Origin of the sequence: Cobetia sp. MMG027, assembly GCF_027947415.1 — a bacterium.
GTDB classification, from domain to species: Bacteria; Pseudomonadota; Gammaproteobacteria; order Pseudomonadales; family Halomonadaceae; genus Cobetia; species Cobetia marina.
In genome coordinates this window covers 93250-107054 of record NZ_JAQJIO010000005.1, presented here as the reverse complement: position 1 = coordinate 107054, position 13805 = coordinate 93250, and the positions used below count along the sequence as shown (strand labels likewise).

The 13805-nt window shown below is 63.0% G+C and carries 11 protein-coding genes; 4 read left to right on the top strand and 7 right to left on the bottom strand.

The window, feature by feature from the left end; all coding sequences use genetic code 11:
- Nucleotides 1-104 precede the first annotated feature (104 nt).
- The 3 genes from gatA to PJK54_RS07930 all read left to right on the top strand — a co-directional run bounded on the left by gatA (nucleotide 105) and on the right by PJK54_RS07930 (nucleotide 3715).
- The gene (gene gatA, locus PJK54_RS07940; protein WP_077371547.1) at nucleotides 105-1583 is read left to right on the top strand and encodes an Asp-tRNA(Asn)/Glu-tRNA(Gln) amidotransferase subunit GatA; all 1479 of its coding nucleotides are present in this window, start codon (nucleotides 105-107) and stop codon (nucleotides 1581-1583) included.
- Entirely contained in the window at nucleotides 1583-3037 is a 1455-nt protein-coding gene (gatB, locus tag PJK54_RS07935; RefSeq protein ID WP_077371544.1) for an Asp-tRNA(Asn)/Glu-tRNA(Gln) amidotransferase subunit GatB, read from the top strand. Before gatA ends, gatB begins: the two co-directional genes overlap by 1 nt.
- 126 nt (nucleotides 3038-3163) lie before the next feature.
- Nucleotides 3164-3715: a cupin domain-containing protein gene (locus PJK54_RS07930; protein WP_077371541.1), complete on the top strand. Its 552-nt coding sequence runs from the start codon at nucleotides 3164-3166 to the stop codon at nucleotides 3713-3715.
- A gap of 123 nt (nucleotides 3716-3838) precedes the next feature.
- Here the strand turns inward: PJK54_RS07930 and PJK54_RS07925 are convergent, their stop codons facing one another.
- Both PJK54_RS07925 and PJK54_RS07920 read right to left on the bottom strand, forming a co-directional pair.
- Nucleotides 3839-5335, bottom strand: a complete 1497-nt coding sequence (locus tag PJK54_RS07925; RefSeq protein ID WP_077371538.1) for an aldehyde dehydrogenase — start codon at nucleotides 5333-5335, stop codon at nucleotides 3839-3841.
- A 120-nt stretch (nucleotides 5336-5455) separates the two neighbouring features.
- Nucleotides 5456-6241 carry a gamma-glutamyl-gamma-aminobutyrate hydrolase family protein gene (locus tag PJK54_RS07920; RefSeq protein ID WP_077371535.1) on the bottom strand — a complete coding sequence of 262 codons (786 nt, stop codon included), beginning with the start codon at nucleotides 6239-6241 and terminating at the stop codon, nucleotides 5456-5458.
- A gap of 256 nt (nucleotides 6242-6497) precedes the next feature.
- On the opposite strand from PJK54_RS07920, the gene PJK54_RS07915 reads away from it, so the two are divergent.
- The gene (locus PJK54_RS07915; protein WP_077371532.1) at nucleotides 6498-7874 is read left to right on the top strand and encodes a glutamine synthetase family protein; all 1377 of its coding nucleotides are present in this window, start codon (nucleotides 6498-6500) and stop codon (nucleotides 7872-7874) included.
- Nucleotides 7875-7957: 83 nt separating this feature from the next.
- Here PJK54_RS07915 and PJK54_RS07910 read toward each other — a convergent pair whose 3' ends face one another.
- The 5 genes from PJK54_RS07910 to PJK54_RS07890 form a co-directional block, all read right to left on the bottom strand.
- Nucleotides 7958-9250 carry an NAD(P)/FAD-dependent oxidoreductase gene (locus PJK54_RS07910; RefSeq protein WP_077371529.1) on the bottom strand — a complete coding sequence of 431 codons (1293 nt, stop codon included), beginning with the start codon at nucleotides 9248-9250 and terminating at the stop codon, nucleotides 7958-7960.
- Between the two features lie 192 nt (nucleotides 9251-9442).
- A complete protein-coding gene (locus PJK54_RS07905) occupies nucleotides 9443-10840 on the bottom strand; it encodes a glutamine synthetase family protein (RefSeq protein WP_077371526.1) in 1398 nt (465 codons plus the stop codon).
- A 73-nt stretch (nucleotides 10841-10913) separates the two neighbouring features.
- Nucleotides 10914-11978 (bottom strand): ABC transporter substrate-binding protein, encoded by a 1065-nt coding sequence (locus PJK54_RS07900; protein ID WP_077371523.1) that lies wholly within the window; start codon nucleotides 11976-11978, stop codon nucleotides 10914-10916.
- Between the two features lie 106 nt (nucleotides 11979-12084).
- Complete coding sequence (locus PJK54_RS07895) at nucleotides 12085-12885, bottom strand: ABC transporter permease (protein WP_271302614.1); 801 nt, start codon at nucleotides 12883-12885, stop codon at nucleotides 12085-12087.
- Nucleotides 12882-13805, bottom strand: a complete 924-nt coding sequence (locus PJK54_RS07890) for an ABC transporter permease (RefSeq protein WP_077371517.1) — start codon at nucleotides 13803-13805, stop codon at nucleotides 12882-12884. Before PJK54_RS07890 ends, PJK54_RS07895 begins: the two co-directional genes overlap by 4 nt.

Below are 13805 nucleotides of genomic sequence, written 5' to 3'. Positions count from 1 at the left end.
GAGAGACCGCCAGACCTGATACCACGCCACGCGGCACGCCCCGTCCGCCCCCGGAATTTCCGCGTGCGATGCCCTTTGCATCGTGTGCACAGATGGAATCGAACATGTCATCGTCCATTGCACTACATGACAAGACGCTCAGTGAGCTGGCGCAAGGCCTCGAGGCCGGCGAGTACACCAGTCGCGAGCTGACGGAAGCCTTCCTGGCCCGTATCGAACGCCTCGACGGCGAGCTCAACAGCTATATCACCCTGTGCCGTGAAGAGGCGCTGCGCGAGGCCGATGCCGCGGACGCCAGGCGCGCCGCCGGCAATGCCGCACCGCTGACCGGCGTGCCGATGGCCATCAAGGACATCTTCTGCACCGAGGGTGTGCGCACCAGCTGCGGCTCGAAGATGCTCGACAACTTCATCTCCCCCTACGACGCCACCGTAATCGAGAAGCTCAAGGCGGAAGGCGTGGTGATGCTGGGCAAGACCAACCTCGATGAGTTCGCGATGGGCTCCTCGAACGAGAACAGTTACTACGGTCCGGTCAAGAACCCGTGGGACCTGTCCGCCGTCCCGGGTGGCAGCTCCGGCGGCAGCGCCGCTGCCGTCGCCGCAGGCCTCGCCCCGGCGGCACTGGGCACCGATACCGGTGGCTCCATCCGCCAGCCGGCCGCCTTCTGTGGCATCACCGGCCTCAAGCCGACCTACGGCCGCGTCTCCCGCTACGGCATGATCGCCTACGCCTCCAGTCTCGATCAGGGTGGCCCGATGGCACGCTCCGCCGAGGACTGCGCGCGCCTGATGAACGTGATCGCCGGCGCCGACCCGCGTGACTCCACCAGCGTGGTACGTGGCGTGCCAGACTACGTCGAAGGCCTGGACTATGACCTCAAGGGCCTGAAGATCGGCCTGCCGAAGGAATACTTCGGCGACGGCCTGTCAGCGGAGGTCGAAGCCTCCGTGCGTGCCGCGATCAAGGTCTTCGAGGATGCCGGTGCCAGCGTGCAGGAAATCTCCCTGCCGCATACCCACCTGGCCATCCCGACCTACTACGTGATCGCACCGGCCGAGGCCTCCTCCAACCTGTCGCGTTACGACGGCGTGCGTTTCGGCCACCGCTGCGCAGACCCGCAGGACCTGGAAGACCTCTACAAGCGCACCCGTGAAGAAGGCTTCGGCGACGAGGTGAAGCGCCGCATCCTGATCGGCACGCACACCCTGTCCGAAGGCTTCTTCGATGCCTACTACATCAAGGCCCAGAAGGTGCGTCGCCTGATCCGTCAGGACTTCCTCGATGCCTTCGACCAGGTCGATGTGCTGATGGGGCCGGCGGCACCGACCCCGGCGTTCGATCTCGGCGCGCACAAGGACCCGCTGTCCATGTACCTGCAGGATCTCTACACCATCGCCATCAACCTGGCGGGCATTCCGGGCATCAGCGTGCCGGCCGGTCTGGCTGGCAAGCGCCCGGTGGGTCTGCAGATTCTCGGCCCGCACTTCGGTGAGCAGACCCTGCTGGGCGTCGCGCACCAGTTCCAGCAAATCACCGACTGGCACCGCCAGCGCCCGGAATTCGGACAGGAGCAAGCCTGATGCAATGGGAAGTCGTAATCGGGCTTGAGGTTCACGCTCAGCTCGCCACCCAGTCAAAGATATTCTCCGGCTCGTCCACCACCTACGGTGCCGAGCCCAACACCCAGGCCAGCGCCGTCGATCTCGGCCTGCCGGGCACCCTGCCGGTGCTCAACGAGCAGGCCGTGGCCATGGCCGTGCGCTTCGGCCTCGCCGTCAATGCCGCCGTGGCCGGCCGTTCGGTGTTCGAGCGCAAGAACTACTTCTACCCGGATCTGCCCAAAGGCTACCAGACCAGCCAGATGGATCAGCCCATCGTCGGGCCGGGTGAACTCGAGATCCTGCTCGAGGATGGCACGCGCAAGTCGATCCGCATCCACCATGCCCACCTCGAGGAAGACGCCGGCAAGTCGCTGCACGAAGACTTCCAGGGCATGACCGGCATCGACCTGAACCGTGCCGGCACACCGCTGCTGGAAATCGTCTCCGAGCCGGACATGCGCTCCGCCAAGGAAGCGGTGGCCTACGTGAAGGCGATCCACGCCATCGTGACGTACCTCGGCATCTCCGACGGCAACATGGCCGAAGGTTCCCTGCGTTGCGACGTCAACGTCTCGGTGCGCCCCAAGGGGCAGGAAGCCTTCGGCACTCGCGCGGAGATCAAGAACGTCAACTCCTTCCGCTTCATCGAGCGCGCCATCCACTTCGAGGTGGAGCGTCAGATCGAGCTGATCGAGGACGGCGGCAAGGTCGTGCAGGAAACCCGCCTGTATGATCCGGATGCCGACGAGACGCGCAGCATGCGCACCAAGGAAGAAGCCAACGACTACCGCTACTTCCCGTGCCCGGACCTGCTGCCGGTGGAAGTCGACGACGCCTACATCGAACACCTGCGCCAGACTCTGCCGGAGCTGCCGGCCGAGAAGCGCGCACGCTTCGAGGGCGAACTGGGGCTGTCCGCCTATGATGCCAGCGTGCTGTCCGCCAGCCGTGAGATGGCCGACTTCTTCGAGGAAGTGAAGGATGTCTGCGGCGACGCCAAGCAAGCCGCCAACTGGGTGCAGGGCGAACTGGCCGGGCGTCTCAACAAGGAAAATCTCGACATCACCGTGAGCCCGGTCTCGGCAGCCCAGCTGGGGGGCCTGATCAAGCGTATCGTCGATGAGACCATCAACGGCAAGGCCGCCAAGCAGGTGTTCGCCGCGCTGTGGGATGGCGAAGGCGAGAGCGCCGACGAGATCATCGAGTCACGTGGCCTCAAGCAGGTCACGGACACCGGTGCCATCGAGGCAGTGGTCGACCAGGTGATCGCCGACAATCCGGCTCAGGTGACCCAGTATCAGGAAGCCGAACCGGACAAGCGTGGCAAGATGATCGGCTTCTTCGTCGGTCAGGTGATGAAGGCCTCACGCGGCACCGCCAACCCGCAACAGGTCAACAAGGTGCTCAAGGAAAAGCTGGACAGCCTCAGCTGATCCTGCGCCTCTGAGTCATGCCGTCGCTGCATGCAACGGCCAGTCACGGACATCCCGAGGCTGGCCGTTGTCGCTCAAGGACTCAAGGCATTTCCAGTCAATCGTCGCTTCGCGAAGGAAGTTCTGATGGCAGATGATGTCGGTGCGCGCCTGCGGGCGCTGCGTACGCTGCGGGGCATCTCGCAACGCGAGCTGGCCAAGCGCTGTGGGGTGACCCATTCGAGCCTGTCACTGATCGAACAGGGCAAGGTCAGCCCATCGGTCAGCTCACTGTCCAAGATTCTCGCCGCCATTCCCATGAGCATCGGTGATTTCTTCACCATGGAACTCGAGAACACCGCCAAGGTGTTCTATGGCGAAGAGGAGCTGACGAACGTGGGCAGCGGAGAGGTGGCCTTCAAACTGGTCGGGGCCAAGCGTCAGGATCGCAATCTGTCGTTCATGATCGAGACCTACCCGCCTGTCAGTGACACCGGCCGCGAAATGATCACCCATCAGGGAGAGGAAGCCGGGGTGGTCATCGAAGGCGAGATCGAGATCACCATCGGCAGCGACACCCGGGTATTGAAAGCCGGTGAAGCCTACTACTTCGATACCAATGTGCCGCATCGCTTTCGCAACATCGGCGAAGTCGAGTGCCGTCTGGTCAGCTGTGCGACGCCGGCACGCATGTTCTAGACCTTGCGGCAAACACTTGCGGCAGATGACAACAGAAAAGAGGCCACGCGATCGCGTGGCCTCTTTTCGTGCTGCACGGTGTTTCCGCCAACGCGTGACAGCCCGGTTCGGCCCGGTTTCAGTTCAGCTCAGCGCGATCCAGACACTCTTGAGCTGGGTATATTCCGCCAGCGAGTGATGGGACTTGTCGCGGCCGTTGCCGGACTGTTTCACGCCGCCGAAGGGCATGCTCTGATCGCCCCCCGCCCAGTTGTTGACGAAGACCTGGCCGGATTCGAGACGATGGGTCATGCGCATGATGCGGCCGATGTCCTGGCTCCAGAGCCCCGCCGCCAGTCCGAAATCACTGTCATTGGCCAGCGCCAGCGCCTCCTCTTCGGTCTCGAAACCGAAGACCGACAGCACCGGCCCGAAGATTTCCTCACGGCCGATCACCATCTCGGGCGTGACGCCATCGAAGACCACCGGACGGATGAACAGCCCCGGCCCGGCAACGTCTTCGCCGCCGGCACGCAGCACCGCCCCCTCCTCGATCCCCTTGCGGATGTAGCCCATCACGCGCTCATGCTGGGTGCTGTCGACCATCGCCCCCATGAAGCTTGTCGGGTCCAGCGGGTCGCCCGGCTGCATGCGCTCGGCAGCCGCCACCACCTTGGCGACGAAGGCGTCGCGGATCGAGTTTTCCACCAGCAGGCGAGAACCGGCGATGCAGACCTCCCCCTGGTTGTAGAAGATGGCGGCAGCGGCACTCTCCGCCACGCGATCCAGATCCGCGCAATCGGCGAACACGATGTTGGGGCTCTTGCCACCGCACTCCAGGAAGACACGCTTCAGATTCGACTGTCCGGCATACTGCATCAGCTGCTTGCCGACGGTGGTGGAACCGGTGAAGGCCAGACACTCGACGTCCATCGACAGGGCCAGCGCACGCCCGACGGTATGCCCGAAGCCCGGCAACACCTGGAAGACGCCACTCGGGAGACCTGCCTCACGTGCGAGTGCCGCCAGACGCAGCGCTGACAGTGGTGACTTCTCCGACGGCTTGAGGATGACACTGTTGCCCGCGGCCAGCGCCGGCGCGACCTTCCAGGCCGTCATCATCAGCGGGAAGTTCCACGGCACGATGGAGGCCACCACCCCCAGCGGCTCGCGCAGCACCAGCCCCAGCACCTGCTCGCCGGTCGGCGCGACCTCGCCGTACAGCTTGTCGATGGACTCGGCCTGATGGCGGATCGAGCCGATCGCTCCCGCCACATCATCCAGCGCGCTGGTGATCGGCTTGCCCATGTCGAGGGTATCCAGCAGCGCCAGCTCATACTGGTGTCTCTCCATCAGGTCCGCCAGCCTGAGCAGCACCCCCTTGCGCTCGACAGGCGCCATGCGCGACCAGCCCCCCCTCTTGAAGGCGGCGCGCGCATGCCGGACGGCGATCTCGGCATCGGCGCCGTCACAGCTGGCCACCTTCGCCAATCGTTTCCCAGTGGCCGGATTGAGGCACTCGAAGGTCTCGCCGCTGACCGCCGGCACGAAGTCATCGTTGATGAAGGCATTGCCTTGCAGTTGCGGCGTCAGACGGGCGGCGAGCGCCTGCCAATCGGTCAATGTCCGGGGACGACTCATGATCAGGATTCCGAAGTCAGGTAAGAGGGGGCAGGTCACACGAGAACGCGGGAGAGGCAGCCAGCGCCGTGTCATCCTGCAGCGTCTGCAGGCGCGCGGGACACGGCTTCGTCGTCATCTTCACGACGGCTGACGAGGTGTCTCCTCAGCGGATGATGCTTGCCTGGACCTGTCCCGACAGGCCGCGGCAAATCCTTCCAGAATCGCCTGATACAGCGGATGCTGACGTGGTTTCCATTCGGGATGCCATTGCACCGCCAGCGTGAAGGCTCCCGCTGCGATGATCGAGATCGCCTCCACCAGACCATCCGGAGCGACCGCTTCGACACGCAGCCCTTCGCCCAGCCGCGCGATCCCCTGCTGATGCACGGAATTGACCCGCGCCTCAGGCGCGGCGTACAACTCGGCCAGCCGTCCGCCCGGCAGGATGCTGATGCCGTGGGAGGGGGCGAACTGCACGTCGAGATCGCCCTCGGGCTCACGATGATCCCTCAAGCCGGGCACGTTCTGCACCGCCTGATGCAAGCTGCCACCGAAGGCGACGTTCAGCTCCTGAAAGCCGCGACAGATACCCAGCAACGGCAGTTGCAACTCGAGCGCCAGCGGTACCCAGGCCATGGCTGACGCATCTCGTGCCGTGTCTTCATAGGTATTCTCCGGCGCGATGGCCTCGCCATACCGCGCCGGATGCACGTTGGAATAGCTGCCCGTCAGCAGCAACCCATCCAGTCGCGCCAGCAGCGCTCTGGCCGAGTCAGCCATGACGTCTTCCCATACCGGGATCACCAGTGGCTCCAGTCCGAATTCGCGCAGGGCACTGACGTACTTGTCAGTCACCATGTGCGCCGGATGGCCTTCAATCGTGCGACGGCAGGCGATCACACCCACCAGAGGGCGAGACGTCATGGGTTCTCCTTCAGGGGCCACTCATGCACCCCGGTCATTTGGTATGTTTTATTCAACATCGATTGAACTGACATCCTGCCAATCAGGCACGAAGGCAATCTCAAGCAAGGGGAAACCACGGGACAGAGATCGAAAGAAAGCGCCTCAGCCGATGATACTGCCTCAAGGGTGCAACGGGTAAGCGCTGTGAATTATTTGACAACACGGGATGGCGTGGCGATATATGATGTGCCACCACCCACTCACAGGCCCCCCAATGAACAGCCTTCACGTCGATGAGGCCAGAGAGTTTCTGGACCGCCATCCGGAAATCGAGAGCATCGACCTGCTGATCAGTGATATCAGCGGCATCCAGCGCGGCAAGCGTATCCCGCGCGAGAATCTGGAAAAGGCCTACGAGCAGGGCATCAACCTGCCAGGCTCCGTCTTCGCGATCGATATCGCCGGCAACACCATCGAAGAGACCGGTCTGGGCCTGGAGACCGGGGATGGGGATCAGGTCTGCCGCCCGATCCCCGGCACCTTGATGCCAGCCCCCTGGCTGCGCGGCGGCAAGCAAGGCCAGCTGTTGATGAACATGCGCGATGACAGGGACGGCCCCTTCTTCGCGGACCCCCGCAATCAGCTGCAGAAACAGGTCGATATTCTGGCCGGGATGGGGCTGACCGCCGTCGTCGCGCTGGAACTGGAGTTCTATCTCGTGGATCGTGAGCGCGATGACCTGGGCATGGTGCAGCCACCCTGCTCTCCGCTCACGGGTGAGCGCGCCACGGAAAGCCAGCTCTACTCCATCGGAGAGCTGGATGAATATGCCGACTTTCTGGAAGAGATCCAGGATGCCGCACGCATCCAACAGCTGCCGCTGGATACCGCGCTCAAGGAGTGCGCCCCGGGTCAGTTCGAGATCAACCTGATTCATCTCGACGACGTCATGAAGGCCTGTGACAGCGCCGTCCTGCTCAAACGCCTGATCAAGGGTGTCGCCCTGCGTCATGGCTTCGACGCGACCTTCATGGCCAAGCCGTACGGTGATGAAGCCGGCAATGGCATGCATGCGCACCTGAGCCTGGTGGACCGCGATGGACACAATGTCTTCGCAGACCCCGGCGAGAATCCTCTGGGCACCGAGACCCTGCGTCACGCCATCGGCGGCCTGCTGGAACTCATGCCCGCCTCCATGGCGCTGTTTGCCCCCAACCTGAATTCCTATCGCCGTTTCCAGCAGGGCCTGTACGTACCGATGGCGCCCACCTGGGGATTCGACAACCGCTCGGTCGCCATCCGCATTCCCTCCGGCCCCAATGAGGCGCGTCGGCTGGAGCATCGGGTCGCCGGGGCTGACGTCAATCCCTACCTGCTGCTGGCGACGCTGCTGGCCTCCATCATCCATGGCATCACCCATCGGATCTCCCCGGGTGAGCCGGTGACCGGCAATGCCTATGATCAGTTCGAGCCCAGCCTGACCAACAGCTGGCCCGAGGCCCTGACGCTGCTGGAGGAAAGCGCTCCCCTCACGGCCGCTTTCAGCGAGCGCTTCCTGAATGTCTTCATTGCCGGTCGCCGGGCGGAGCGCGAGGCCGCGATGCAGATCATCAGCCGTCTGGAATACGACTGGTACCTGCGCAGCATCTGAGGCGCCTCACCCCGGACACGCTTGCCCAGTGGGCATTCCGGCCGGAGCGCGCCCACTGGCCCTGACCTCCCGCTTCGAGTGCGTCAGAGGCCGAGCCTGTCGCGTGTCTGGTAGTACCAGGCTCCCACGGCAGACAGCGGCACTCGCAACAGTCGTCCCCCGGGGAACGGCAGATGCGGCAGGTTCGCGAAGGCATCGAAGCGACCCTCACGCCCCCTCATCACCTCGCTGATCAGTCGCCCAGCGAGGTGACTGCAGGTCACGCCATGCCCGGAATACCCCTGGGCGTAATAGACATTGTCATTGAGCACGCCGAACTGCGGCAGTCGATTGAGCGTCATCAGGAAGGTTCCGCTCCAGGCATAGTCGATCCTGACGCTGGCCAGCTGCGGGAAGACCTTGAGCAGCTTGGGCCGAATCAGGGACTCGATATCGGCGGGGTCTTCACCGCCGTAGTTGACACCGCCCCCGAAGAGAAGACGGTTGTCGCGAGTCAGGCGGTAGTAATCCAGCAGATAGTTGCAGTCCTCCACCGCCATGCCATTGGGCAGCAGCCCGCGCGCCACGTCATCCGCCAACGGCTCGGTGGCGATGATCTGCGTGCCGCAGGGCATCGACTTGCCCTCGAGCTCCGGCAGCACACCGTGAAGATAGGCATTGCCCGCCATCACCACACGCTCGGCCCGGATGGCGCCAGCGGCCGTCCTGAGCACGACCGGACTGCCATGCTCGAGACTCACCAACGGGCTATGTTCGAAGATCACCCCGCCGAGGGACTCGAAGGCCGCGGCCTCGCCCAGCACCAGATTGAGCGGATGGAGATGGCCGCCGGAGTGGTCGACCAGGGCGCCCGTATACCCTTCGGCGCTCACTTCACGCTGGTAGGCATCCCCTTCCAGCAATTCGAGACTGGTATTGCCATAGCGCTCCCAGAGGGCCTTGTGCTCCTTGAGCCCCTTGAACTGACGCGCGTTGCAGGCGGCAAAGAGATTGCCGTCGCGCAGATCACAGTCGATGGCATAGTCAGCGATGCGATCCCGAATGATGCGATTGCCCTCAAAGGCCATGTCGCCCAATGCCTGCGCCGTCCGTGCGCCGAAGCGCGCCTCGATCACGTCCATGTCGCGACTGTAACTGTTGACGATCTGCCCGCCATTGCGACCCGAGGCCCCATATCCCACGCAGGCGGCCTCCAGCACCATCACCTTGAGCCCCTGCTCGGCCAGGTGCAGTGCCGCCGAGATTCCCGTGAAGCCAGCGCCGACCACGCAGACATCGCAGCTGACCTCACCGGACAACGGCGGGCGCTCGGGGGCGACATTGGCGGAAGCGGCATACCAGGAGGCGGCAGACTCCAGGGGGGTAGTGGCACTCATGACAGCATCCTTGTGGTAGACCAGATCAACCTGCGAACAAGACATCTTGCAGATACACACCATGAGCGCCGGACTGACGCGTCATGCCTCTCACTGACGACAACCCTTCTTCCGCCCGCCTCTTCCCCTGAACCTCGGGAGGCCACGACGGATGTCGTGGCCTCCCGGTATCCGTTGGCGTACCGCAGGGGTCTAGACACGCAGCAGCAGGTGCTCACGCTCCCAGGAGCTGATGACCTGGAAGTATTCCCCATGCTCGGCACGCTTGACGGCCAGATAACTCTTCACGAAGCGCTCGCCGAGGATGTTGGCCAACGGCGTACAGGCATGCAGAGCATCGAGTGCCGGGCCGATATCGTCCGGCAGGGTATTGCCGCCCTCCCAGGCCGAGCCGACCACCGGAGGGCGCGGCTCGATCCGCTCCATCATTCCCAGATAACCACACGCCAGCGAAGCCGCCATCACCAGATAGGGATTGGCATCGGCACCCGCCAGACGATTCTCGACCCGCGTACCTGCCGCGTCCGACACCGGCACCCGCAGGCCCACGGTGCGGTTGTCCAGGCCCCACTCGACATTGATGGGTGCGGAGCCACTGGTGTCATTGCGCATCAGACGCCGATAGGAATTGACGTTGGGGGCGAAGAACGGCATCGCGGCGGGCAGATAGGTCTGCAGGCCCCCGATGAAGTGACGGAACAGCGTGCTCGGCTGACCCGACGCATCGGCAAACAGGTTATTGCCTGACTCGACATCCACCAGGCTCTGGTGAATATGCATCGAACTGCCCGGCTGATAGGCCATCGGCTTGGCCATGAAGGTCCCGTACATGCCATGTCGCAGCGCCGTCTCCCGCAGGGTGCGCTTGAACATCACCACCTGGTCGGCGAGAGAAAGAGCATCCCCATGCTCGAAATTGACCTCCATCTGCCCCGCTCCCTCTTCATGGATCAGGGTGTCGAGATCCAGCCCCATCGCCTCGCAGTAGTCATACATCTCCTCGAACAGTGGATCGAATTCATTGACCGCATCGATGGAGAAGGACTGACGGCTGCTCTCCTGCCGACCGCTGCGGCCGATGGGCGGTTCCAGCGGATAATCGGAGTCGGTATTGGTCTTGACCAGATAGAACTCGGCCTCCGGCGCCACCACCGGCTGCCAGCCCTGTTCGGCATACAATGCCAGTATCCGTTTGAGCACATAGCGTGGCGACAGCTCGACCGGCTCACCATTCAGGTAATAGCAATCGTGGATGACCTGTGCGGTGGGGTCTTCCGCCCACGGCACCAGATAGAGCGCATTCACGTCCGGAATCAGCTGCATGTCCTGTTCGGCCGGGTTCCAGAAGCGGCTGTCTTCATCATCCGGATAGCCTCCCGTGACGGTCTGGATGAACAGCGAATCCGGCAGGCGTGGCCGCCCGCCATTGAGGTACTTGCGCGCAGGCATGATCTTGCCCTTGAGAATGCCGGTCAGATCCGTGACCAGACATTCCACCTCGGTGATACCGTGAGCGGCGAACCATTCCTGCAGGATCGCGTCATCATCTTCATGACCCGGCTGCTCGTGACCCACGTGATTGACACTCATAACACCTTCCTTGAACACCGCAGGCAGCGCCTGCGGTCAATGACGAGATGCCCGCGATCGACGAGACGCCGACTCAACGGGCCTGCACTTCCGACCATAACTGCTGGAAGATCTGCAACTGCTCACCGGAGAGACTCGGCGAGAAATGCAGACGCGCCATGTCATCCTCGGAGGGCTGGATCGGTGGCTGGGTCAGCACCTCATCCAGATACGGCCTGGCGGCGGCATTGGGGCTGGCGTAGTAGTTGTAGTTGGACAACTGCGCGCCGACCTTGGCGTCCAGAAGGAAGTTGATGAAGGCGTGTGCCAGCTCAGGATGCGGCGCCTTGGCGGGAATCATCATCGAATCGACCCACTTCTCGGCACCTTCATCCGGAATCATGTACTTGATATCGGCGAAGGACTCCGGATTCTCGTCCAGATAGAACAGATAGTCGCCGTTGTAGGACAGCGCACCATGCGTGACCTTGCGTGCCAGCTGTTGCAGGGCCGGCGTGCCATCGGAGAAGCCGCTGAAGTTGTCGCGATGCTTGGTCTCGATCAGCAATCTGGCCGCCTCACGCCAGGCATCCATGCCGGTACAGTCATAGCCATGACCGAGATAGGCACAGGCCGCCCCCATGCTGACCTGGCCATCGCCCATCAGGCTGAACGGATATGAGGCATTGACGGCGGGATCAAACAGCAGTGACCAGCTCTTGGGGGCATCCTTGAACGTGCTGGCGTTGTAGACCAGCCCGGTGACTCCCCACTGATACGGGACGGTGTAGTTGGCTCCCGGGTCAAAGCTCGGGTCCTTGAACTGCGCATCGACATTGGCCAGGTTGGGCACTTTCGCCTTGTCGATCTTCTGGACCAGGCCGGTGTTGATCAGGCGCGGCACGTAGTAATTGGACGGCACGATGATATCGTATTGGGACACCCCGCCGGCATTCAGCTTGGCCAGCATTTCCGGCAGGGAGTTGTAATAATTCTCGACCACCTCGACATCGAAGGCCTCTTCAAAGGCGGTGATGATCTCCGGGTCCATGTACTGGGTCCAGTTGAAGAGATACAGCTTCCTGTCTTCAGCCTGGGCGGCGCCTGCCAGCAGCAGACTGCCGATGGCGACCGCGAGACGCAGCGTGTGAGTTGTCATTGTGATGCTCCGTTCAGTCGATGAGAGAGGTGGTGAATGCCCGCCCCCGATACCGGCATGCCTGCCTGGTCAGGGGCGGGGTACGACGAGTGATCCTCCAGCGAAATCATGAAGCGCTGCGCCGGCGTGACAGCGCAAGACTCACGATCGCCGCCAGGGCGACCACCGCCATCATCAGGGTGGCGATGGCATTGATCTCCGGTGTCACGCCCTTGCGTATCGCGCTCCAGATGTAGATGGGCAAGGTGGCGCTCTCCGGTCCGGCGGTAAAGAAGCTGATCACGAAGTCATCCAGCGACAGCGTGAAGGACAGCAGGAAGCCCGAGATCAACGCCGGCTTCAGGGTCGGCAACATGAAGAACTGCACGCGCTGGCGCGGCGTGGCATAGAGGTCCTTGGCCGCCTCGAACAATGTCGGATCCAGACCGACGAAGCGTGAATAGACGATCAGCGCCACGAAGGGAATCTGGAAGGTGACATGCGCGATGATCATGGTGCCCAGCCCCGGCGACAGCAGACCGGTCAACTCATTGATCTTGACGAAGAAGGTCATTTCCGAGATCCCGAACACGATGTCCGGCAGCACGATGGGCAGATAGATCAGCACGATCAGCCAGCCCAGCTTGCGATGACGGTGGCGATACATGCCATACCCGATCAGCGTGCCGATCATCAGCGCCAGCAATGACGACACCACTGCCAGCAGCAGCGAATTGCCCAGCGCCGACAGAATCGCGACATTGCCCAGCAGACGCCGATACCAGCGCAGCGACACGCCGGTGAAGCTTGCGGCACTGTTGGAGGCATTGAAGGAGAAAAGCATCACCACGATCAGCGGCAGATACAGAAAACCGAGCGTCAGCCACCAGAAGCCCCGCAATCCCTTGTGAAGTCCGCCGCGCGTCATATCACCACCTCTTCACCGCCACCCAGGCGCCTGCCGATGCGACGCATGGCATAGAGTCCGATGAAGGTCGCGATCAACATCAGGATCGCCCCCGCCGCCCCCAGCGGCCAGTTGGCACTGCCGGAGAACTGATTGGCGACCAGATTGCCCAGCATCATGCCCTTGCCACCGCCGAGCAGTTCCGGAATCACGTACATGCCGAACGCCGGGATCGCCACCAGCACCACCCCCGCCAGCAGCCCCGGCAACGTCTGGGGGAATACCGCATGCCAGAAGGCCTTGAGCGGCGAGGCGTAGAGATCCTGCGCCGCTTCCACCAGCGAGAGATTGAGCTTCTCGAAAGCGGCATACAGCGGCAGTACCATGAAGGGCAGGAAGTTGTAGACCAGCCCCAGCGTGACCGCGAAATTGGACGGATAGAGCCCCATGTTGGGCGCGATCATGCCCATGGCCTCGGCCAGCTCCGCCAACGGCGTGCCCGGCGCCAGCAGGTTCATCCAGCCAAAGGTGCGGATGACCTGATTGGTCCAGGACGGCACGACTACCGCCAGCAGCATGATCGGCCGCCAGCGCTGGTCTGCCTGCGAGATGTGATAGGCGATCGGATACGCCACCAGCACCACCAGCACGGTGGAAAGCACGGTCTGCCACAGCGAACGCCCCAGCGTCATGAGATTGCCCGGGCTCCAGCCGAGAAAGCCCTGACCCGCCAGCTGCGTAAACGAGGTCAGCGACAAGGGCATCTCCGGCAAGCCATAGGGGCCATTGCTCATGAAGGCCACGCTCATCAGATAGAGACTGGGCAGCACCAGGAAGATGATGATCCACAGCGCGCCGGGGGCGACCGTCAACAGCAGGTGGCGTGACTCGGCCACCACCGCGCGACTGCGTGCCGTGGGCAAGCTCCCGTGATAGGCCAT